Below are 22,312 nucleotides of genomic sequence, written 5' to 3' on the forward strand. Positions count from 1 at the left end.
CGCCCGCGGAAAGCGAGTACCTGCAGCGGAAATCAACAACCTAGTTTTAGTTGACCCAATAAATATAAAAAATGAGGGGCTGTCCTCAAAAGTCACTTTTCAATGACTTTTTGGACAGCCCCTTCTTAGTTTAAGAAATGCAAACTAGAAACTCCTGATTGATAAAACAGAGTATATTAATATTAATTAAATCTGATTGTTCACTTACAAATTTATTTGTTCTTTATGTAACTTTTAATTATGACTCAAAAATAGGTAATATAATTTTAATTTAGTGCAGTTTGTCTTTTTCACTCTGCCTTCTTTCAATAATCAAGATCTTCTACGTAACTTATTTCCATTTCCTAACGTTTCACCTCAATCCCAACAATATCTTCTAGCAATTTTATCAAACCTTGGTTATCGTTTTTGGGAAATTTCGTCATACCCGCTTGAAAAATCTGTTTTGCAACGCTAGTAGTCATCATTGGGACTCCACATTCTTCGGCTAAATCCATTGTTATAGAAAGATCTTTGTAGGTATTACCTATATTTGAACCAGTTCCTTCAAATTTGCGGTCCAAAATGGCAGGAACAGTACCTTGGAATAGAGGGTTATTAGCAACACTAGCGCCAATTACTGAATAAAGAGTCTCTGCACTTACACCAGCCTTTACACCTAAAACAAGTGACTCAAAAATACCTGTATAGATACATCCTACCAATCCTTGCAAGCAGGCTTTTGTTATTTGCCCCATTCCAGGTTGCTCACCAACATAGAAAATATTTTTTCCTATAGTCTGGAAGACTTCTTGAACTTTATAGTAGGTATTTCTATCTCCTGACACCATTAATGTCAATTCCCCTGCATCAGCACCTTTCTTACCTCCTGATACAGGTGAATCAATCAAACAAATCCCAGTCGTTTTTATCCTCTCTTCAATTCTCCGAACAGCTGAGCTGTTTATCGTTGCTGATACAACTAATATTGATCCGGGCTTCATTGATTCTATTAACCCATTTTCACCAAATACTACATCGAAAACTTGCTCTTCATTCACTACCATAATAAATACAAGGTCTGCATGCTTCCCCACCATTGCGCAATTTTCCGTCGCTTGTCCCCCAAGTCTAGAAAAGGTTTCAAGTTTTTCTTTACTCCGGTTAAAGCCATAAACATGATAGCCAGCAGTCAGTAAATTTTTCGCCATTCCCATCCCCATATTTCCAAGTCCAATTATACCAATATTCTTCATTCAGATATCCCTCCCTTTCATCGCATTGAACTAGACTTATAGCTGGATAGTTTGCTGGCTTTTAGCAGACTCTAAAATGGCATGGGAAACCTTTAGAGTGGAAAGGGCATATTCTCCTGATGTTGATGGGTTTAAATCATTTAAAATACATTCGATAAAATATTTATTTGCATTATAATAGGAAGGACAGGTTGCAAAGTTATATATGTCATTTAACATATAGATCTCTTCGTGCGCCATATCCTTTGTCCGAAGTCTTAATCTCGAAAAATCAAAAAGGTCATCACCGTCTAAAACTACGCTACCCTCAGTCCCTATAATTCCTCTTGAACTACTTTTCAAATATGAACTCCAACTCGCATTAATTAAACCCATCGCTCCATTTTTTAGGTTGAAACAAACATTTACGTTGTTATCAAACTGAGGTATATCTTCATATGTACCTCTAATATCCGCTTTGACACTAGCAATCGGACCAGCCAATTGGATAATCATATCAATATCATGAGAGAGTGACTCAATACTCATTCCACAAACAGTTGTAAGATTTCGACGCCAAGTATCTTTTTTTGTACCTGCATTTTCACCGAGCATCCCCATTCTGTTCACATATACGTTAATGACATCACCAATTACACCAGATTTAACTATATCTAGTAATCTTTGAAAACCGTATCTAAACCGGTGATTAAAATCAATCATTAATTTACGGTTATTCTTTTTCATAAGAGCATTAAGTATCTCTGCATCTTTAAGCGTAATTGCCATCGGTTTTTCCATAACAACATGACATCCAGCTTCCATCGCTATTTTCGCATATTGAATACGAAACGATGGTGGCGTGCAAATATGGACAATATCCGCTTCTTTTACAGCCAACTCAAAATCATCAATAACAAACGTGCTATATAGAGTTGCTAGCTTAGTTGCGCTCTCTCTGTTAATATCATAGATTCCAATAATTTTGATACCTAGCTTCGTTAAAGCCTCTGCGTGACAATATGAAATTGCCCCTGCTCCTACAATAATTGTTTTCACCAATCACGCCCCCCTTCTACTTCAAGTGAATCCTTTTTCCCTCACTCGCAGATTGATAGGCTGCATAAATAACTCGAATTGTTTCTTCAGCTATATCAATGCCTGACAGAGGTTGTCTGTTTGTGACAATGCACTCCATAAAGTCTTGCAGTTCATTCGTGTAGCCTCTTAGAATTTCCTCTGCGATAAACACGTTATTCCATCCCATTTTCAGTTCTAACATCTCCGAAATGTAGACATTTTCGAGACCTTCCTGATCAGGAAAATAAGTTTGCATATTATTGGTTGGGGTAATATTGCACATTAATACTCCATCATTAGCGTATATCTCAATGTAATTCTTTGTCCCGCCTAATACATGATCACTTGACATGACTACAGCTTTAGTACCATCTGAAAACGTAACGGTGATATTGGCGAAGTCTTCTACGTCAAATGGCTTACTAGTAAGATGTCGTTTATCATAATCGGATAAAGATGTAATGATATTACCAGTATCTGCTGTTACGCTTGCTACTGAAATTTTTTCACTTCGCGCTTCCGCCTCGACTTGTTTTAACCAAAGCACCCCCGATACAGGATGACAACCTAGCCGCATCAATGCTCCACCACCTGATTTATCCCACATCCCTGCTAATGCTGAACTAGAACCTCTGACACTTTCTTCACCTTTCATAAATAACAATTTACTCTTTTTGCTTCTGATGATTTCAGCCGCTTTTAAAACATTAGGTGAATAAATATAGTTTTCAGCATACATAAACAATTTATCGCTTGAAGCAATAATCTCTTTTGCTTCCTCGATTTCATTTATGATAGTTTCATACATTTTTGCCTTGGAAACAGTAAGACCAATCGGCTTTTCGTCTCCCTCTTCTCCGAAATAGCCCGTTAACGGTTTTTCACAAATGACGTGCTTTCCAGCTTTTAATGCTTCTAATGCAAACTTTAGATGTAGATGAGGAGGAGTTACAATATCAATGACATCAATTTCTTCATCTTTTATTACTTCCATAAAGTCAGTAGAAATCTTCTCGAAACCATAAGTGTTCGCTACTTCTTCAGCCCTTTTTGTATCCAAATCAACGATTGTTTTTAGCCTAACATTTACACCGCTTATTTTTGAATATCCTCTCCCATGTAAATGTGCTGCATAACCTGCACCAACTAAAGCTACTGTTACAGTTTTCATTTTTTCCCTCCTACCTGCAATTGGTCAAGACTTAACAAACCCAAGTTATTAAAACTTTATAAGAATTTTCCCAAAGTCTTCCGATAATGCATTATCATATGCTTGTTGATAATCAGCTAATGGAACAACCTTTGACACGATCGGGGCAACATTTAAATCGGGGCTCCTTAAATACTCAATCGTTTTCAAATAATCATCTGGAAAATTGTAAATTATGGACCCATGGATCGATTGATCGTTTCGGACAAGCTGTGTAAAAGGAATCGTTACCTCTGGTGCAATACCAAGGGCTAACATAGAACCACCAGGTTTTAATATTTGGAAAGAATGTTCAACAGATGCTTTTACTCCCGCCGCTTCAATGACAATATCAAACCTATCATCTTCTGTAATTTCCTGAGGATTGAGGGTTCGAATATCGCCTATTTTTTTGACCATCTCAAGCTTTTTGGGATTTATATCGATAGCGGTCACATTCGCTCCCAAATGTCTTGCCAATGCTGCAGCAAGCATACCTATACTTCCACTGCCAACAACCGCAACATCGTGTCCCTTTTTAATCGTAACTTTATTAAATCCGCTAACAACCACGGCAAACGGCTCAATTAACACTGCTTTTTCGTCCGACAAATCATCAGGGATTGGCAGGATCAGCTTAGTAGAAATAACATATTCCTCAGAAAATCCACCGTCCATATTAATTCCTAATGACTTTTTATTGCGGCAAATATTGGTCCGCCCGCTTCTGCACATCTCACACTCTTCGCAGTATGTGTTGGGTAAAATAACAACTCGGGTTCCCACTTCATAATCGGATGCCTCGCCACATTCAATAATTGTTCCGACTAGCTCATGTCCAGGTCTGATTGGATACTTTCCGTGTGCAAATTTCCCTTGTAATAGGCTAAGATCGGACCCGCAAATCCCGCCATAGCTAACTCGAATTTTCACTTCACCTTTTTTCGGAGATTCTATTGATTCTACTTCTCTTAATTCAAGTTCAAATGGCTTTTTTACATATAATTCTAACATCAAATTCCCCTCCGATATCACTTTTAAGTTTACTGCTGTTTTAAATAGTTATAAACTGACTGAATCACCTTTAGATTAGCAATGGATTCTTCCGGACTATAGGAAGGGGATTTCCCCATGAGAATACAATTTGAAATATGTTCAACTTGGGAAACGTAGGCATTTACTGGATCTTGAAAAACCTTTTTCTCCTCTTTTCCGTTCTTTTGAATCATTATTTGTGGATGGCGAAAAGGGAAATTAACTCTAATTATTCCCTCAGTCCCTGATATCTCTAATGACTGGTTATAATCACTTTGAAATGTGCAAGCAAATTGAGCAAGCCTTCCTCCAGGAAATCTCATTGAAGAAACTACAGATACATCGACATTATTGTCATCAAAATCTGCAAATGCTTGAACTTCTAAAGGCTCATTCCCCATAATGTATCTGATTCCATTGATACAATAGGAACCAATATCGTATAGCACACCGCCTCCAAGTGAAGGGTTCAACCGAATATCATCTGAATTTTCGACTGAGATTGAAAATCGAATTTGAACGGTTCGAAGATCTCCAATTTGGCCCGAATCAACAATCTGCCTCAATCGGCGCCACTCCGGATGGAAGCGGAATGCGAATGCTTCCATAAATACAACTTTATTCTGACAACAGGAAAACACCATCTCTTCGATTTCTTTTACAGAGAGTGCTGCGGGTTTTTCACATAAGATATGCTTGCCTGCCTCTGCAGCCCTTATCGTCCATTCTTTATGTAAATGATTGGGTAAGGGAATATAGACGGCATCTACATTAGGATCCTGTAGTAGCCCTTCATAGCTGGTATATGTGCGTGGAATTGAATAAGTTTTTGCAAAATCTTTAGCTTTCTCTTCACTTCTACTCGCAATCGCAAGTAACTCCGAATTTTCTGCGGCATTAATTGCAGGTATCAATCGTTCTTTTGCTATCCAGGCAGTTCCTATGATTCCCCATTTAACTCTACCGTTTTCCAATCTTCCCCTCCACTTCCCTAGGTATGGTCTAGCATGAATTTGTTACCATTGAATAATTGTCCATACTTTTTTAACAAAAACGGGCCCTAGTAAAAACTGGACCCGTAATAAATTTAGTTTTTAGCCGCTTCAAGCAGTTTATCTACTAATTCTTCTCCAATATCTTTTTTATGTTTTTCATATACAGGTTTTACTTTTTCTGCCCAAACCTGTCTTTCTTCTGGAGTTAACTCAGTAATGACCATACCTCTGTTCTTGAGTTCTTCTTTGTATTTTGCATCTTCTTTCGCTTTTTCCTCACGTTGGAAATCTCTAGCCTCATCGGCTGCTTTTTTAATGGCAGCCTGTTGATCCTCTGTTAAGCCTTCAAACCACTGTTTGTTAACCATGAATGGATTTACACCTATCAAATGTTGGGTTTCTGTTATATACTTTTGTACCTCGTTGAAGTTTGCCTCGGCGATAACACTAAATGGATTTTCCTGTCCATCAACAACACCTTGTTGCAGTGCTGTAAATAATTCAGGAAATGCCATAGGTGTTGGAACCGCACCAAGTTCTGTCCAAACATCTAATTGTATTTGGTTTTCCAATGTTCTGATTTTTAAACCATCAAGCTCCGATGGCTTCTTTATCTCCTGTGAGTTGTTTGTAAGATTTCGGATACCACTTTCCCAGAAATTGAAACCAACAATACCAATATCCTCAAGGTCAGCTAATACTTCTTGACCGATAGGGCCATCAAGAATTTCATGAGATGTTTCTCTATCTGGGAACACAAATGGTAATGACCAAAGGTTAAAACGAGGTGAGAAGTTAGCAGTTACCGCTGCTCCTACAGGTCCACCTTGAATCGTTCCCAGCTGAATTCCTTCAATAATGTCACGTTCTCCACCAAGTTGACTGTCTGGAAACACTTCTACAGAGATGGAGCCATTTGTTTCGGCTTCTACAATTTCCTTAAATTTGAACATTGCTTTACCCATTGCAACGTCTGGTTTGTCAGTAGAGCCAATTTTCATAACTGTTACTTTCCCTGGTGCCTCTTCTTTTTTCCCTTCACTAGGTTTTTCAGTATTGGGAGCTGATGAATCCGTGCTACATGCGGCTAAGACTAACACAAGCAGAAAACAAATTGCGTAAATAACTTTCTTCATAATTTGACACCCCTTTTTAATATTTGAAAGATTTAAAGGTTACTACCTTTAAAATCTCTTTCAACAATCTCAGAAGCTATTTCGAAAATAATTCAGGTAGCCACATTGAAATGCTTGGAATATAACTCAAAATTAAGATATTCGCAATCATCACACCTATAAAAAGGGCTGAGTATTTTAATAATTGCTCCATTCTAATATTTGCAACTTGGCTTACCATGAAAAGATTAACCCCAAATGGTGGTGTAATCATTCCCATTGCTAGGTTAACAATCATCACAATTCCAAAATGAACCGGATCGATCCCATATGAAATGGCCACTGGAACTAAGATCGGTGCAAGTATTAAAATAGCTGCTCCTGAATCGAAGAACATCCCAACAATAAATAACAGTAAATTTATGATAAGTAAGAAAATAATAGGGTTATTAGAAATCCCACTAAACCAAGTAGCAACAGCTTGCGGTACACCGTCACTTGTAAGGATCCATCCAAAAAGACCAGCCATAGCAATAATGACTAAGATGACTGAACTTGTTAAAGCTGCTTCATAAAAGACTTTCGGAAGTTCCTTCCACTTTAATTCTTTGTATACAAATAAACCAATAATTAAAGCATATACACAAGCCACAACTGCAGATTCAGTCGGTGTAAAATACCCGCTATAAATACCACCTAATATGATAAATGGCATTAATAATGCCAATATTGCATCCTTAAAGGAAACGAGCTTTTCTTTCCATGAATAGCTTCTTTCACCAGAGTAATTGTTTATTTTCGAAACAACATATACAAGAATCATAAAAGTAAATCCAATCATGACACCTGGAATAATACCTGCAAAAAATAAATCCTTAATCGATACTCCTGTTGCAACACCAAATAATATGAGTGGTATACTTGGTGGAATTACAACTCCCAACTCTCCAGAGGCAGCCACAGTTGATGATGCAAAGCCCTTATCATAACCTTTGGCTACCATTGCAGGTATCATGATTGTTCCAATGGCAGCTACTGTTGCAACACCTGATCCAGAGATTGAAGCGAAAAACATACAAGCCAAAACCGATACCATCCCTAATCCGCCTGTCATGGATGAAACGAGTGAGTATGAAAAATCTACTATTCTTTTCGATATACCCCCTTTTTCCATCAATCCACCAGCTAGAATAAAGAAAGGAACAGCTAATAATGTAAATGAGTCAATAGTTGTAAATAGCCTTTGTATAATAACAGTAGGTGGGGTACCGTCCATAAAAACCATGAAAGCCGACGATAAACCGATAGAGATTGCTACCGGAACACTTAAAAGCAAGAATAAGAAAAACGATACGAATAATAAAATCGGACCCATTACACTTGTTCCCCCCCGTCCATATCCCATACTCCTTCAACCCAAGCTACCACAGTATTTAATAGCATAATTAAACTTCCTAATGGTATTGCAATATAAGAGATGGACATAGGTAAATGCATCGCTGCAGATTTTTGGACATGGACAATTTCAAGTATTTGAATACTATACATTAATATAATGATACAAAAACCTATTGTAATGAGTGCTGCAAGCCCCCTTAGCCCTTTTTCGACTTTGGGTGGAAATTTAACTAGTGTAAATAAAAATTCAAGACGAATTAACTTTGCATATCTAATTGCTAAACCAGCCCCAACAAATGTGATCCAGACTAAAAAATACCTTAATAATTCCGATGACCAACTAAGTGGAGTGTTTAAGAGTTCGCGAGAAATAATTTGCCAAGTTAATATAACTAATGACGCTGCTAGCAAAAATCCAATTAGAAACTTAAGCAGTAGATTAATCTTATCCATTACTAATACAAATATTTTCAATTCATCACCCCTAAACCGTTATGCTGCGTATTGAATGTTTTAACAAGTATGACTTCCTTTCTGATGAGCACCCATTAGGATAACGCTTACATTTTAGATCGATCTAAAAAAATTAATTAGTGATAGTTCTCTTAATATCTTTCTAAATACTAATCTATTTCTTCAAAAGACCCCAAATATAAGAAATCATTTAGTTTAAAGTTCATGAATTCCACTCAATGAAACTCAACATCCCTACAACGGAACTCAACTAAAATTAGAATACCACAAACCTTTTTAATTGTCAGTAAATTTTTATAATTTTTATTTATACTTTTACAAGAGCTCCAGCTTGAATAGATTCATAGCATGCTTCAAGTGCACGCACATTGTAAATTGCAGAATTTCCTGAGTTAATAGGGTGTGTATCATTCAAAATTGCATTAGAAAAATGTTCTACTTCTAGGAGAAAAATATCACCATGGATTTTTTCTTCGCGGGTCGATCCTGTAGTTTGTACAATTACTAGACCTACATGACCATTAAAATCAGGACGAAAAGCAAAAGGGACTCTTATTGTACCTTTTGTACCGATCACTTCATATTCTTGCCTGCGCACCATATCAAAGCTACAATCAAAGAATGCAGGTATTCCATTTGCTAGATCAAAATATCCGTGTGTCGATAGGTCAATTCCTGATACTAAGTCAATTTGTGAATGAGCCCGAACTTCAATAGGTTCTGAATGGGAGATATTTCTGATGGCGTGGATCGCATAGCAACCAACATCATATAAACTACCTCCACCCATTTCTTTTCTCATCCGAATGTTCGTATCTCGATTTTCCATATAATAAGAATGACTTGCTCTAATCAGTTTTACCTCGCCAATTTCCCCTGAAGTGATTATTTCTTTGACTCGATCATGCTGTGGATGAAATTGATACATAAATCCTTCCATGAACTTCACATTTTGTTCTCTACATATTTGAACCATTTCAATGACTTCGTCAGACGTTAAGGTTGCTGGTTTTTCACATAGAACATGCTTTCCTTGTTTCGAAGCCTCAATCACCCATTTTTTATGTAAATGGTTTGGAAGTGGGATATATACAGCATCAACATCCTTGTCATGAAGGAGAGCATTATAGTCCTCATATGCTCTTGGAATATTGAATTCTTTAGCGACTTCATGGGCTTTACTTCCGCGACTTGCGATTGCAATGATTTCGGAATTCTTTGCCCGCAAGAGAGCCGGAATGAATTGTGTTCGTCCTATATTTGCAGTACTTAAAACACCCCAACGAATTTTGCTCATTTCGACATCCTCCCTCACTTAATTCTCCCTAAAAGGAAACTCTTTTACTCATTTTCACCGATTTCACGAGATGGGAGTTGGTTTGACTATTACATATAACTGACATCTATATCTAGTAACTTTGTAACTGAATTATTTTTCGCTTGGATCAACTCAAGTACGAGCCCTTCAGGTAATTGAACCCAATTACGTCCTTTAGGTAACTCTGTCACGCACCAGGAATACACCTCTTGGAGTGCGGTTTCCAAATTTTCTGTAGTGATAGCAATATGAAGTAGTTGCCCCTCTGATTTTTCATACCTGGGGTTAGAGATTATCTGGAGACCACCCTGTAGCCACACCTGGTTAGGGTTTGTTTCAGATCCTTCCATATTAACGACTTCCATTCCAAGTGCCTCCCTGAAGAAACGAATATGCCAATGGATGTCTTTTACGCAAAATGCAGTATGCTCAATATACGATTTTTTTTGATAACCCATAACCTGCTCACTCTCTTCCATGCACATTGTATATTTCTTGTAACTTCTAATTTACTAGTTCTTTAACGTTCATAAGCTTGTATTCAATTCCCTTAATAGAAGCTACTAATGATTGATTAACTGGTGTTGGAATATTACTCATTTTCCCCAATCTTACTATCGCACCATTAATATAATCAATTTCAGTTACAGACCCTTTTTCTAGACTTTGTAGAGTAGAAGTCTTGAAATCTGTAGGTAATCCTTCAGCAGCTTTTAACCAAATTTCTTCAGGATCTTCCGTTGCTAGGACTATTCCGTTCGCTTTTGCAACAGTAATTCCCTCTGCGATAGCTTCGAATGCACATTCCTTAATTTCTGGTACCTTATACAAGCTACCATATGTTAGCCCTGTAATACCTGACAAAGCACCCGTGGCAGTATTGATTAATAACTTGTCCCAAAGAATCCCCTTAATGTTATGACTTACTACTGTTAACAATCCCGCTTTTGAAAACAATTTTGCAACTTGAGTCACTCTATCTGTAATCCTACCATCTAGCTCCCCAATATATGTGTATTTATTCTTTGTTCCAGCAAGAACACATCCCGTTCTTAACATTACACCACCTACATATGTTTTTCCTGCTAGTATTCGATCTTTCCCTACAACTTCAGCAATGATTTCCTCATTACCCAGACCGTTTTGTAATGACATAACTATCGTATGATCACCGATGAGACCCCTTGCATTTTCAATAGCTTCCTTAGTATTGAATGATTTTACAAGTACAATAAGCAAGTCTACTGGACCAATTCCTTCACAATTTTGTCTAGCCTGTACCTTTACCCGCTTTTCAGTCATTCCATCCGTAAGTATAAGACCTTTGGTGTTAATAACATCTACATATTTTTGGCGATGGTTGATTAAAAACACCTGCATCCCAGCTTCAGCCAATGTCCCGCCAATTGCGCTACCTAACGAACCAGCTCCTACTATACAAATCTTCATATCTATCATCACCTCGTCTTATTGGATAATTGGTCTTCATTTATCAACAGTAAAGAATTTTAAAATGTGTTGTGCCACTACACATAGTTCACCTTTTTGATTGTATACCTCAACTTTTGCGTATGATTTTAAATTTTCTTCATCTATTTGTATGATTGTATAGTGAGCTGTCAACGTATCACCAAAGAACACTGGATTTGTAAATCGAAGCCGATCATAGCCATAGGAAACGCTAGGCATTTCTGATCGAGCCTGAACTTGAATAAGTGTTGAGGCCGTTGAACCTAATGCGAATACAAGAACTCCGTGCGCAATTCTAGTTTTATATGGTGTATTTTTCATGAATTCCTCATTCATATGCATTTGACTAAAGTCTCCCGTTATTCCTGCAAACAAATATACATCTGATTCGCTAATCGTTTTTGTGTATGAAATTGTGTCACCAACTTGAAATGGTAATTGAATATTCATCGTATCTCTCCCCTGTTTAATATTTATAGCAATACCCTGAAAAACATTTTCTGCAACTTAATACTTCTCTAACCATTCATTCCGAATACCCATTGGTTCTGGCAAAAACAGACGCGAATCCATTTCTTTAAGATCTTTGGCGACGTGTGGTCTGAAACCCATCTGAGCAAAAATATCACGTTCAATATCTATTCCAGGAGCAATTTCGGATAATTCCAATCCACCCTGAGGTCGAAGTCTAAATACTGCACGTTCTGTAATATAAAGAACTTCTTTTCCTTCTTCTACTGCCACTTTTCCGTTGAAAGTAATTTCATCTACTAGTGAGACGAACTTCTGAAAACGACCTTCTTTCTCGATCTGCACGCTACCATTACTAATCTCCGTTTTCAATCCACCAGCAGTAAGAGTGCCACTAAATATGATCTTCTTACTTTTAGATGTAATGTTGATAAAACCGCCTGTGCCAACGATTTTACCATTGAATCTGGATACATTAACATTCCCAAACTCGTCAACTTCAGCAAAACTAAGGAAACAAACGTCTAGTCCCCCACCATCATAGAAATCAAACTGCGATGCCATGTCTATGACTGCCCTGTTATTGACACTGGCCCCAAAAAAGATACCTTGCGCAGTTACCCCACCGATAGGTCCCGTCTCGACTGTTAGGGTAAAATCCTCACTTACTCCTTCTTCTTGGGCAATGACTCCAATTCCATCTGAAATACCAACCCCCACATTTCCTATATCTCCTGGCGTTATTTCAAAAAGCGCCCGGCGTGCAATGACCTTTCGTTGATCAAGAGGAGGTATCGTAATTTCTCCCGTTTCAGCTATAAAATCTCCAGACATAAAACGATTAACTCCACCAACGTATAATTGGGGTTGTTCAGGAACCACAACTACCGCATCTACAAGGAATCCGGGTACTTTAACATTCTTAGGATGAAGTGTGCGTGCCTTCGCCAATCTTTGTACTTGTGCAATAACGATTCCTCCATTATTTTTAACCGCTTGTGCCATTGGTAAAATATCCAGAAATGTAATTTCATCTTCCATCGTAATATACCCATCAGTATCCGCTGTTGTACCGCGAATAATAGCCACATCAGGACAAATGGTCTGATAAAATAACCAGTCACGCCCATCTATTTTCATCAACTTAATTAATTCTTCCGTTGTACGTTCATTTAATCTCCCACCACTTTGCCTTGGATCGATATATGTACCTAAGCCGACATGTGTAAGAATCCCAGGCTGTCCCGCCGCTGCCGCCCGCAATAATTGACTCATGACACCCATTGGAAAATTGTAACCCTCGATTTCATTCGCGGCGACCATTTCTGCAAGGCGAGGGGATTGATCCCAATGTCCACCTATTGCTCTTTTAACCATTCCATGCTGGGCAAGCGGGGATAGTCCTCGGTCATCACGATTTCCAAGGCCAGTCGAAAAATAATATGTTAAATCCCGAGGTTCTTGTGTATCGCGGTACCTCTTTGCCAGTGCTTCAATAACTGCAGTTGGTTCTGTAATTCCCCCACCCGCCCCAAGGAATGCGATCGTCACTCCAGAAGGGATCATATTTACAGCTTCTTCCGGAGTCAATATGTTCACATTGCTCTTTAGCCTAGTAGTTCGTTTCATCATACTCCCCCTGTAATTAGCGTTTTTTAGCTTGAATATTCAGACTTCCATTAATATTAGTTTATCTTGGATATCTGAAAATGAAAAATGAATATAATTACTGGGATCTATGAACATTTGGAATAACTAGCTTTTTAAAAAATAGTTCCTACTTTCCAAAGCAAAAAATCCGAAGAGTTTTGTCTCTTCGGATTTTAAATATCTAGATCATGTTAATTAATTGTCTTGCTCTATTGAAAGTAAATGGATTTTTTATTATTGAAATGAGATATGTTTTTAATAACGAAATTCTTGAATTGTTCAACTACCGGTGACATATAGCTATTAGTTCGCCATGCCATTACTATTACTCTGCTACACTGTGGTTTTCGAACACGAAGCAGAGAAACTTTCGTCATATCAATGCTAGGTGTATACGGGATAAGCGCAACTCCACAGTTTGCAGCAACAAGGCCACAAATGATTTCATCCTCAGAACCTTCGATCTCCACCTTTGGAAAAAACCCAGCATCTTGACAAAATTTATCAATGACATGACGTAACGGCAAGTCTTTATGATAGTGTACGAATGGATCGTTGGCTACCTCAGATAAGTCAACAAAATTCCTATTGGATAACGAATGATTTTTCGGAACTACCAAAAAAAGCTCTTCGTTAATAATTGAAATTGCACTTATATTTTCAACCTTGTCTTGAGGTGAGCAAAAGACAAGATCCACTTCGGTTGTTTCTAATTTGCGGATAATTTCCCCAGTAACCCCTTGAGATAATTGAAACCTTACACCAGGTGATTCTTGTAAATAATGTCGAATTAAATTAGGAACAAAACTCGGACGTAATGAAGGGATAAAACCAAATGAAATGATCCCTGAAGTGGAATCAACTATACTATGTATCTTTTCCTGGGCATCAGTCATTTCTTGTACCGCTCGATTTGCATGTTCAAGAAAAATGTTGCCATAAGTATTTAGGCTCACTCCTCGTGAGTTTCGTTCAAACAACGTGACCCCAATATCTTGTTCCAATCGGGCAATAGACTTACTTAACGCTGATTGGGTGAGTGATAGTATTTTTGCAGCCTTTGTTATATTTTGTACTTTTGATAAAACCAGAAAATTAGTAAGTTGTTGAAAATCCACCTTGAATCCCCCTCTCGACAGCCGGTAAGTAAGTTTAACCTTTCGTCTTCATAAATCCAAGATTGGCAGAAATCTCAATTCCACCATCGATTAGTTGTTTTTTTAATTTGGAAATAGCTTCTTCCTTAAATCTTACAGTTGGTCCTGAAATTGATAATGCGGCAATTACATTGCCATTGACATCAAATATTGGGGTAGCAATTGCTGATGACCCCACTTCTCGTTCATCTATACTCTTTGCAAAGCGTTCGTCTACAATTTGTTGGAGTTCTTCTTTTAAATCTTCTTTGCTTCTTTTCGGACTCTCGCGATTATATATGTTTTCAATATAATCATTAGCTTGATATGCTAGTAAGACTTTTCCAGTTGCCCCTAATGTGAGTGGAAGTTTTTCACCAATTCTTACAGCATGTCTAACAGACTGTAAGCTTTCAAACTGCTGAATGCATATTCTACTATCATTTTCCAACACATACAGGTTAACCGTTTCTCTTGTTTGATCGCGAAGTTTTTCCATCGTTGCTTTTGCAACTGAGCGAATTTCAATCGATCGTCCAGCAAGGTTACCAATAAAATACAACTGCTTTCCTAGTTTATACTTAAATGTTGAAGGGTCTCTCTCAACAAAGTTATTCAACTCTAATGTATATAGTAATCGGATAACTGTTGATTTTGCCAGATTAATTTTTTTCGATATTTCGGTAAGTGAAAGTTCATTTTCCTCTATTGTAAAACAATTTAAGATATCTATAGCTCTTTGCAATGAACGAATTCCCTTTTCTTGTTCTGCTGAGTTCATCAATAATCATCGCCTCTAAATAATATTTTCTAGCATTAATTCTACCTATTCTCTCTATCTTCTATGCAGTTTAAGAATTATAAAATTAATATACCAAGTGACTTTTTAATAAGTATTTACAATAATTTATATGATAAATTATATGTATTTTCACCCTGTAGCCAGCTTTTACTACATCGTACCTAAATAGTACAAAAAACGGGGGAGAAGAAAAACAATTTGTTTTCCTCCAATATTTTAAAGCAAGGTAATCAAGTATGCCACACCTATCGTTAACAACATATAGAATAACGCATATGGGATATTCATTAATCCTACTTTGTATGGATTTACTTTAATGATATCGGCCAAAATCGATAATGATACGTTGTATGGACTGTAGATAATTGTTGCTAAACTACAAGAAATAAATACAAGTGTTAATGAAATACTAGGTATTGAAGGTATGATTGGAGCTAATAATTCTGCAATAAGAGTAATTGAAACTAATGGATGAAATCCTATTAAGGCTGTAATTAAGAAGTAAACGCCAATCATTAAGAAAAAAAGTAAAGTATTTTCAGTGTTGGCACTAAATATCGTTTGCAAGAATTCCAGATGCCCTGCAGCTGAAAGCATGCCTACAAAAAATCCTGCTGTTAAAAACATAAAAAAGTAATTAGATAAATTATTTGTTCTTTCAATCCAGTGGGGCACAGTCATTTTTAAATATCGTTTAGGTCTGCGAATAACAAACGCCCAGACTATTGAAATAGGTAAAATTAAAAGAATAATAGAAAATAAATAACCTTTATTTAATATAAGTTGTAGTAAATTAACCCCAATAATAAAGATAACAAGTAAGATAAGCATTTCAGTAACATTTTTACGGAACTTTTGTGGAGAAATCTCCTTGACAACCGTATTTATATTTAACTCTTGTTTATATTTAAAATGCGCAAAGGTTAAATCAACAGTGGTTGCGATTAAAACGATTATAAGCATTAGAGGTAATATATGGATATAATTTGCCCGTGTAATATCCAATGAAATACTAACCATAACTTCCATAGGGCTCCATGAAAGACATAAAGCATAACTTCGTAATAAACTCTGAGCTTTAAATTTATCTATGGTCTTTTTAGGTAATTGCTTCATTGAATTATTTAAAGAATTACTTAATAAAGGGATTGTTGCAATATTTAAAAATAGTCCAAGTAAATGCGTTACAAGAAAACTTCGCGTGTATAGCTTACTTAAATGGGTGATTCCTTGTTGCAAAAATAAACTTAAACTTTGATCATAGCGACCAACTCGAATAAGAGAATTAATAAACGGCAGAAATAGAAATAATGACAGCATGCCTAACATAGCCTCAAAGTTAAGGAAAAGCTCTTCCCACTCCAATTGACTTTGGAAAAATAAAAAAAAGCCAATTATAGTAAATATAAGGCCAGATTTTAAATACAAACCCCTCGCGTAAAATAAAGAAATGATTAACGCAATGGTTGCACAAATTCCCATTGAAAAGGAAAGTAGTGGATGTTCGATAAAACGAGATAGGATGTAAAAAAAAATTAATAGTGAATAAGCAAAAACGCGCATGGATGCTACCTTCCTTTCATAGGAGTATTCAAAAAACAAGTTTCTATCAGGCCCCCTGGATTAATACTACAGAAAAATTAGTATCATGTTGTTATATAACTCTTCTTTTTTTCCCTTTACTCATGTGATCCACCTCTTGGATATAGTATTCATAGTATTTTAAGGTCTAAAAAATCAATGATTCAGTATTGTAAAAAAAGTCTAAATGTTATAAACTTATGTCAACGTTTACAACATAATTTTTAATAGATTGAATTAGTAGGAGTAATTGATTTTTAAAATAACATAATTTGGTATATACGTCTATATCCCAATTTCCCGCTATTTAAATAGTAAAGTAGGTCTACATAATAAGTGTTTTGTCTGCTACATACTAATAAATTTGCTTTAATGTTCACTAGATCGATCTAAAAAAGGAGGTGATAATGATACACCGGAAGTGATTATGATTTGATCTTTTAGTTATGTCGTAATAGCGGACGGAAAAGGCATTTAAAGAACAAATGATTTGTGTAAATTAATAGGGGGTAATTGATAATGAAATTACGTGCACTTTTTTCACTTCTAGCCGTTTTAGTCATGGTTATGCTTGCGGCGTGCTCTAATGTAGGATCCGGCAATAGTGGAGCAGAAAAGGAACCACAAAAACAAGAGGAAACTTCTAATGGAATTGGCGGCACAGTTACTGGTGTTGTTCAATGGGCTGCAGGTGGAGCTGCTGACACAGTTTCACGTGCTATTGCCCCTCTGGTTGAAAAAGAATTAGGTCAATCAATCGTAGTAACGAACAAACCAGGTGCTACAGGTGCGATTGCTTTACAATATGTACTTGACCAAAAGTCAGACGGAAGAACTATTTTATTTGCTGCAGAAAATCCTGCATTATACGGAGTATTAGATATTTCTCACAAAGGTTTTGAAGATTTATATCCAATCAATATTTTCTCAGGTGCAATGTCCGCTTTGATTGTTCCAAAGGATTCTAAGTATCAAACACCAGCGGATCTAATCGATGATGCTAAGGCTAACCCTGGAAAAATCCAAATGGGTTCTACTGGACCAGGAGGACAACCATTCGTTGTTTCTACCATGTTATCCGAAGTGACAGGTGCTGAATTTAACCTCGTACCATATGATGGTGACGGTCCATTGGTAACTGCTGTTTTAGGAAAACATCTTGATGCCTCTGCAGTAGGATTAACAGCTGCACTTGAAAGCGCTAAAGCGGGGGAAATTAAAATCTTAGCTCTTATCCACAATGAACCACTTGAAGTGGAAGGCTTAGGATCTGTTGTACCAATTACAGATGATATTCCTGAAATGGATAAATTTTTACCATGGGGTCCTTTTTACGGTGCATGGGTTAAAAATGATACTCCAGATAATATCAAGCAAGAATTAATTGATGCATTTGGTAAAGCTCAACAAGAAAAAGATTTCCAAGACTTCGTTAAACGTACAAATGGCGTTTCCCTTGGTCTTTCTGGTGATGATGCGGTTAAATTCTGGAAAGAGTGGCAATCTAAAACAGCGTGGTTATTACATGATGCTGGAGTAACAAAAACAAGTCCAGAAGAATTCAATATCGAAAAAATGCATTAAACCTTTTATTAGATAGATAGAATGAATAAAAGTTGATGATCAGAATATAGCCTCTGCCGTTTTCATCCATTTCCCTTCTTATATTTGATATTAAAGCAGAGGTTTGGGGTTGTTATTACAAACAGAGGCATAATATTCTATTTTTCCTAAAAATTGTAACCATCAATATGGTTATTGCATGATGACTAAAGGAAATCTATAAGAAATTTATATATTGAAAGAGTTGAATGAAAATGACAATGAATCGAATAATTCCACCATTTCTTATTCTTTTAGCCTTTGGTTTCTTCGCTTTATGTTTCACTGTGGAGGGACATAAGATCACTGATCCAACTTCCGCAGTTTTTCTACCAGGTGTAACAGCAGTCTTGATGATCATTTGTTCTTTCCTTATTGCTAAAAAAGGAGTATCAGCTTCTGACCCTTCTGATGCAGTAGAAATTGATGACGACGGAAAAACCTTAGTAGAGGTTGAAAAAATAACAAGAAAACAACTAATTATTCGTTTAGTTTTGTTTGTAGTTGTAGTTTTATTATTTGCTTATCTGATGAATTACCTTAACTTTATGATTCTATCTTTTATTTATTTAATTGTAGCTATGTTTATGTTAGAGCGTAAACGCATTGTTATAAGTTTGATAAATTCAATTGTTATATCCGTAGTTTTTTATTTCCTTTTCAGTTTCGTTTTCAAGATTGTTTTTCCGTCGTAAGGAGTGATTGACATGTTAGAAGCATTATTAATCCCATTATTAGATATCAAGCTATTGTTACTAGTGGTTTTTGGAACGTTGTTTGGCTTTATTATAGGGGCTTTGCCCGGCTTATCAGTGACAATGGCAGTTACTCTTTTAGTATCTTTAACGTTTACATGGGATTCGACGGCAGCGATTGTTGTCATGATTTCCGTATTTTTTGGAGGAGTATATGGGGGATCAAGAACCGCGATTTTATTAAATATTCCTGGAACTGCCTCATCCTTTGTCCAAACATTTGATGGTTATCCGCTCACCAAAAGAGGAGAAGCGGGAAGAGCAATTGGTATTTCTACTATTGTCTCTATAATAGGAGGTCTAATAGGTCTTATTGTTTTAATTATTGCATCTCCACTTTTAACAAATCTTGCACTCGGATTTGCCCCAAGAGATTATTTCTTAATTATGTTATTAGGGATTCTATTAGTGGGTAGTTTAGCATCAGATTATCTACCAAAAGCCATATTTGTTGCTGGCATTGGAATATTTATTGGTTTAGTAGGTATTGATCCAATGTCAGGTGTAGGGCGTTTTACGTTTGGTAATTTACAATTGATGGGTGGAATTAACTATATTGCCTGTTTACTTGGTTTATTTGGTTTAGCTGAGGTATTAGTCCAACTTCATAACTTAGGTAGGAGTAAGGCTGATGTAATCATTAAAAATGTCATACCACCATTAGTAACAATATTAAAATACTTACCATTAACCCTTCGAACCGCAGTGATTGGAGTGGTAGTAGGTGCATTGCCTGGAGCTGGTGGGGAAATTGCATCACTATTAGCCTATGACCATGCAAAGCGTACAACTAAAAATCCTACAAGACCATTTGGAAAAGGAGCATATGAAGGATTAATTGCTCCTGAAACTGCAGTTATGTCTTGTGTTGGTGGTGCATTGATTCCGATGCTGACATTAGGGATCCCTGGAGATGCGGTAACAGCTGTTTTAATTGGTGGGCTTTTAATTCATGGTATGAACCCAGGACCTATGCTTTTAATAAATACACCAGATATATTTTGGATCATTGTTAGTACAAGTGCAATTTCCCTTGTTTTTGTAGGGGTTTGGGGTCTATCTGGAATTCGACTTTTTGCACGTATCATATCAGTACCAAAATATATACTATTACCTATTGTTACATTTTTTACTGTTATTGGTTCTTATGGAATCCAGAACAGTGTTTCCGATGTTTATTGGATGATTGCTTTCGGTATAATTGGATATTTCATGCGAATCTTTAACTTTCCTGCAGGTCCATTAGTTTTGGGTATTATTCTTGGACCGATGATGGATAACCACTTACGAAGAGCTCTAATTTCCGAGGAAGGAAATGTATTTAACTTCCTTATTAGTTTATTTACCCATCCGATTAGTTTAGTATTATCTCTCATTGTCATTTTCACATTATTTTCACAAACAAAAGTGTACCATTCTCTAAAGGTGAAATTTTCCAGGGGAACTGCTGCATAATCTAAAAAGGAGTGGCACAAATTCAATAGATTTGTGCCACTCCTTTTTGGTTGGTAAATATTTATTGAAAATGGTTTTATCGACTTTAATCTTTTTATTCAACGCTATTTAAAATAAAACCCTTATGTTTAAATCATTTTTCTTTAATTAGAGATACAGCCGCACGTAAACCAAGATAGTAGCTGTCGACTCCAAACCCACAAATTTGACCATTTGCAATTTCCGCAAAAACAGATTTATGTCTGAACTCTTCTCTTGCATGAATATTAGACATATGAATCTCAATGATTGGTACTTCAAGAATTGCTAGAGCATCTCTCAATCCATAACTATAATGTGTCCAAGCACCTGCATTTATAAGCACAGCATCCTTCTTTTCAGAATATGCCCTATGAATTCTTTCGCACATTTCTCCTTCATGATTGGTCTGAAAGCTTTCAATCTCGACACCAAGCTCTTTTGCTAGTTCTTTAAGTCCTGCATCAATTACCTCTAAAGTTACAGTACCATATTGAACAGGATCTCTTTTACCAAACATGTTATGATTAATTCCATGTAGCATCAATATTTTCTTCATTCTCTCTTCCCCTTACCATTAAGTTTATTATAACCCTTTTAAGTATAACTTAATTTAGAATTTTCAGCTAAATGAATTCTGTGTTTCAAAATTAGGTTAACTCGTATGAGAATAATTATTGAGATATTCCTTTGCAGATTGCAGACAGCGACGGGCAAATTCTTCATTTCCAAGTTCTCTTGATCTTTTCAGATTGGGTAATTCAATCGAATATGGAATCTCTGGAATTCTATTAATGATACTTGCAATATCAATGCCACCTTCACCTACATATGACCTCTCCTCACGAAGAACACGAGTCATTTCTTCCATAGAGTCCGGAATAACTGCCGGTGCATCACATAGATGGAGATATCGAAACCATTCTCTTGGCACCGAGTCCAAGTCCTCAACCCTGTCCCTCGAGCGATGAAAATGATGGATATCGATCATTAAACCAGCATTTTCCCGATTAGCAGTATGAAGAATATCAAGTGTTCCAGCAAGATTATTTACACTTGCTATTGGTACAAACTCTAATTCTACCGTCAGACCGAAAGGTTTTGCGAGATCACAAATCTCGGCAAAACGTTCAATCGCATAATTTCGATCATCTGTCCAAATGCTGCTGAGAATATGTCTACCACCTAGTTCAGCAGCAACTTCCATAGCTGGTAAATAGTGATTTGGATCAACTCCATCGTAAATACGAGCTAATTCAATGTCAAGAAGCTTTAACCCCGTATCAGCAAGGGCCTGTTTTGTTTCATGCATCATTTTTTTATTCTTAGCTAACTCATAATTAGGCTCGCCAGGTAACCCCATATAGATGGGGCGTAAACTAACAAAATCGTAACCAGCTCGTGCTGCTAAATAGACCATTTCGGGTGGCGGTGAATCTAAAACTGTTAAATGCGCTAAAGAAAATTGGTTTGCCATTTTTTATAAACCTCCTCTTATTATTTGGGGGTTTCTCTGATGGGTAATCGCTTTCATTTTTTCTTGATGCTTACTAC

21 protein-coding genes are annotated in these 22,312 nt (G+C 36.7%); 3 read left to right on the plus strand and 18 right to left on the minus strand.

The features are described 5' to 3' along the window. Positions 1-344: 344 nt before the first annotated feature. From E1I69_RS18480 to E1I69_RS18555, 16 genes are all read right to left on the minus strand, one after another. Complete coding sequence (locus E1I69_RS18480) at positions 345-1,235, minus strand: NAD(P)-dependent oxidoreductase (RefSeq protein WP_136381035.1); 891 nt, start codon at positions 1,233-1,235, stop codon at positions 345-347. Between the two features lie 36 nt (positions 1,236-1,271). Beyond that, positions 1,272-2,273, minus strand: coding sequence for a Gfo/Idh/MocA family protein (locus E1I69_RS18485; protein ID WP_161974937.1), 1,002 nt, complete (start codon positions 2,271-2,273; stop codon positions 1,272-1,274). A 16-nt stretch (positions 2,274-2,289) separates the two neighbouring features. After that, positions 2,290-3,465, minus strand: a complete 1,176-nt coding sequence (locus E1I69_RS18490) for a Gfo/Idh/MocA family protein (RefSeq protein WP_136381037.1) — start codon at positions 3,463-3,465, stop codon at positions 2,290-2,292. 48 nt (positions 3,466-3,513) lie between these two features. After that, positions 3,514-4,497, minus strand: coding sequence for a zinc-dependent alcohol dehydrogenase (locus tag E1I69_RS18495; protein WP_136381038.1), 984 nt, complete (start codon positions 4,495-4,497; stop codon positions 3,514-3,516). Positions 4,498-4,526: 29 nt separating this feature from the next. After that, positions 4,527-5,492 (minus strand): Gfo/Idh/MocA family protein, encoded by a 966-nt coding sequence (locus E1I69_RS18500; protein WP_161974938.1) that lies wholly within the window; start codon positions 5,490-5,492, stop codon positions 4,527-4,529. Between the two features lie 113 nt (positions 5,493-5,605). Beyond that, on the minus strand, positions 5,606-6,649 hold the full coding sequence (gene dctP / locus E1I69_RS18505) for a TRAP transporter substrate-binding protein DctP (RefSeq protein WP_136381040.1): 1,044 nt from the start codon (positions 6,647-6,649) through the stop codon (positions 5,606-5,608). A 76-nt stretch (positions 6,650-6,725) separates the two neighbouring features. Further along, positions 6,726-8,003 (minus strand): TRAP transporter large permease, encoded by a 1,278-nt coding sequence (locus E1I69_RS18510; protein WP_136381041.1) that lies wholly within the window; start codon positions 8,001-8,003, stop codon positions 6,726-6,728. Continuing rightward, complete coding sequence (locus E1I69_RS18515) at positions 8,003-8,500, minus strand: TRAP transporter small permease (RefSeq protein WP_161974939.1); 498 nt, start codon at positions 8,498-8,500, stop codon at positions 8,003-8,005. Before E1I69_RS18515 ends, E1I69_RS18510 begins: the two co-directional genes overlap by 1 nt. A 307-nt stretch (positions 8,501-8,807) precedes the next feature. Then, entirely contained in the window at positions 8,808-9,797 is a 990-nt protein-coding gene (locus E1I69_RS18520; RefSeq protein ID WP_136381043.1) for a Gfo/Idh/MocA family protein, read from the minus strand. Between the two features lie 89 nt (positions 9,798-9,886). Beyond that, positions 9,887-10,303 carry a VOC family protein gene (locus E1I69_RS18525; RefSeq protein ID WP_347561846.1) on the minus strand — a complete coding sequence of 139 codons (417 nt, stop codon included), beginning with the start codon at positions 10,301-10,303 and terminating at the stop codon, positions 9,887-9,889. Between the two features lie 19 nt (positions 10,304-10,322). Next, positions 10,323-11,267, minus strand: a complete 945-nt coding sequence (locus tag E1I69_RS18530; RefSeq protein ID WP_136381045.1) for a ketopantoate reductase family protein — start codon at positions 11,265-11,267, stop codon at positions 10,323-10,325. Between the two features lie 36 nt (positions 11,268-11,303). Then, entirely contained in the window at positions 11,304-11,738 is a 435-nt protein-coding gene (locus E1I69_RS18535; RefSeq protein WP_136381046.1) for a MaoC family dehydratase, read from the minus strand. Between the two features lie 57 nt (positions 11,739-11,795). Then, positions 11,796-13,388, minus strand: coding sequence for an acyl CoA:acetate/3-ketoacid CoA transferase (locus tag E1I69_RS18540; protein WP_136381047.1), 1,593 nt, complete (start codon positions 13,386-13,388; stop codon positions 11,796-11,798). A gap of 230 nt (positions 13,389-13,618) precedes the next feature. After that, positions 13,619-14,527, minus strand: coding sequence for a LysR family transcriptional regulator (locus E1I69_RS18545; RefSeq protein WP_136381048.1), 909 nt, complete (start codon positions 14,525-14,527; stop codon positions 13,619-13,621). Between the two features lie 34 nt (positions 14,528-14,561). After that, positions 14,562-15,326 (minus strand): IclR family transcriptional regulator, encoded by a 765-nt coding sequence (locus E1I69_RS18550; protein WP_136381049.1) that lies wholly within the window; start codon positions 15,324-15,326, stop codon positions 14,562-14,564. Positions 15,327-15,563: 237 nt separating this feature from the next. Beyond that, positions 15,564-16,910, minus strand: coding sequence for a hypothetical protein (locus E1I69_RS18555; protein ID WP_136381050.1), 1,347 nt, complete (start codon positions 16,908-16,910; stop codon positions 15,564-15,566). A 537-nt stretch (positions 16,911-17,447) separates the two neighbouring features. Here E1I69_RS18555 and E1I69_RS18560 point away from each other — a divergent pair. The 3 genes from E1I69_RS18560 (at position 17,448) to E1I69_RS18570 (ending at position 20,740) form a co-directional block, all read left to right on the plus strand. Beyond that, positions 17,448-18,512 (plus strand): tripartite tricarboxylate transporter substrate binding protein, encoded by a 1,065-nt coding sequence (locus tag E1I69_RS18560; RefSeq protein WP_136381051.1) that lies wholly within the window; start codon positions 17,448-17,450, stop codon positions 18,510-18,512. A 233-nt stretch (positions 18,513-18,745) separates the two neighbouring features. Beyond that, a complete protein-coding gene (locus E1I69_RS18565; protein ID WP_161974940.1) occupies positions 18,746-19,225 on the plus strand; it encodes a tripartite tricarboxylate transporter TctB family protein in 480 nt (159 codons plus the stop codon). A gap of 12 nt (positions 19,226-19,237) precedes the next feature. Beyond that, on the plus strand, positions 19,238-20,740 hold the full coding sequence (locus E1I69_RS18570; protein WP_136381053.1) for a tripartite tricarboxylate transporter permease: 1,503 nt from the start codon (positions 19,238-19,240) through the stop codon (positions 20,738-20,740). Between the two features lie 133 nt (positions 20,741-20,873). On the opposite strand, the gene aroQ is transcribed toward E1I69_RS18570, so the two are convergent. Then, complete coding sequence (gene aroQ, locus E1I69_RS18575; RefSeq protein WP_136381054.1) at positions 20,874-21,317, minus strand: type II 3-dehydroquinate dehydratase; 444 nt, start codon at positions 21,315-21,317, stop codon at positions 20,874-20,876. Positions 21,318-21,413: 96 nt separating this feature from the next. Then, positions 21,414-22,235, minus strand: coding sequence for a sugar phosphate isomerase/epimerase family protein (locus E1I69_RS18580; RefSeq protein ID WP_136381055.1), 822 nt, complete (start codon positions 22,233-22,235; stop codon positions 21,414-21,416). Positions 22,236-22,312 lie beyond the last annotated feature (77 nt).

The sequence above is a fragment of the Bacillus timonensis genome (assembly GCF_004799755.1).
Classification (GTDB): domain Bacteria; phylum Bacillota; class Bacilli; order Bacillales; family Bacillaceae_L; genus Ferdinandcohnia; species Ferdinandcohnia timonensis_A.

Excerpts from the sequence above, each read along its gene's own strand:
- E1I69_RS18480 (WP_136381035.1), bottom strand. The coding sequence starts at position 1,235 with ATGAAGAATATTGGTATAATTGGACTTGGAAATATGGGGATGGGAATG.
- E1I69_RS18490 (WP_136381037.1), bottom strand. The coding sequence starts at position 3,465 with ATGAAAACTGTAACAGTAGCTTTAGTTGGTGCAGGTTATGCAGCACAT.
- E1I69_RS18495 (WP_136381038.1), bottom strand. The coding sequence starts at position 4,497 with ATGTTAGAATTATATGTAAAAAAGCCATTTGAACTTGAATTAAGAGAA.
- dctP (WP_136381040.1), bottom strand. The coding sequence starts at position 6,649 with ATGAAGAAAGTTATTTACGCAATTTGTTTTCTGCTTGTGTTAGTCTTA.
- E1I69_RS18510 (WP_136381041.1), bottom strand. The coding sequence starts at position 8,003 with ATGGGTCCGATTTTATTATTCGTATCGTTTTTCTTATTCTTGCTTTTA.
- E1I69_RS18520 (WP_136381043.1), bottom strand. The coding sequence starts at position 9,797 with ATGAGCAAAATTCGTTGGGGTGTTTTAAGTACTGCAAATATAGGACGA.
- E1I69_RS18525 (WP_347561846.1), bottom strand. The coding sequence starts at position 10,303 with ATGTGCATGGAAGAGAGTGAGCAGGTTATGGGTTATCAAAAAAAATCG.
- E1I69_RS18530 (WP_136381045.1), bottom strand. The coding sequence starts at position 11,267 with ATGAAGATTTGTATAGTAGGAGCTGGTTCGTTAGGTAGCGCAATTGGC.
- E1I69_RS18535 (WP_136381046.1), bottom strand. The coding sequence starts at position 11,738 with ATGAATATTCAATTACCATTTCAAGTTGGTGACACAATTTCATACACA.
- E1I69_RS18540 (WP_136381047.1), bottom strand. The coding sequence starts at position 13,388 with ATGAAACGAACTACTAGGCTAAAGAGCAATGTGAACATATTGACTCCG.
- E1I69_RS18550 (WP_136381049.1), bottom strand. The coding sequence starts at position 15,326 with ATGAACTCAGCAGAACAAGAAAAGGGAATTCGTTCATTGCAAAGAGCT.
- E1I69_RS18555 (WP_136381050.1), bottom strand. The coding sequence starts at position 16,910 with ATGCGCGTTTTTGCTTATTCACTATTAATTTTTTTTTACATCCTATCT.
- E1I69_RS18560 (WP_136381051.1), top strand. The coding sequence starts at position 17,448 with ATGAAATTACGTGCACTTTTTTCACTTCTAGCCGTTTTAGTCATGGTT.
- E1I69_RS18565 (WP_161974940.1), top strand. The coding sequence starts at position 18,746 with ATGACAATGAATCGAATAATTCCACCATTTCTTATTCTTTTAGCCTTT.
- E1I69_RS18570 (WP_136381053.1), top strand. The coding sequence starts at position 19,238 with ATGTTAGAAGCATTATTAATCCCATTATTAGATATCAAGCTATTGTTA.
- aroQ (WP_136381054.1), bottom strand. The coding sequence starts at position 21,317 with ATGAAGAAAATATTGATGCTACATGGAATTAATCATAACATGTTTGGT.
- E1I69_RS18580 (WP_136381055.1), bottom strand. The coding sequence starts at position 22,235 with ATGGCAAACCAATTTTCTTTAGCGCATTTAACAGTTTTAGATTCACCG.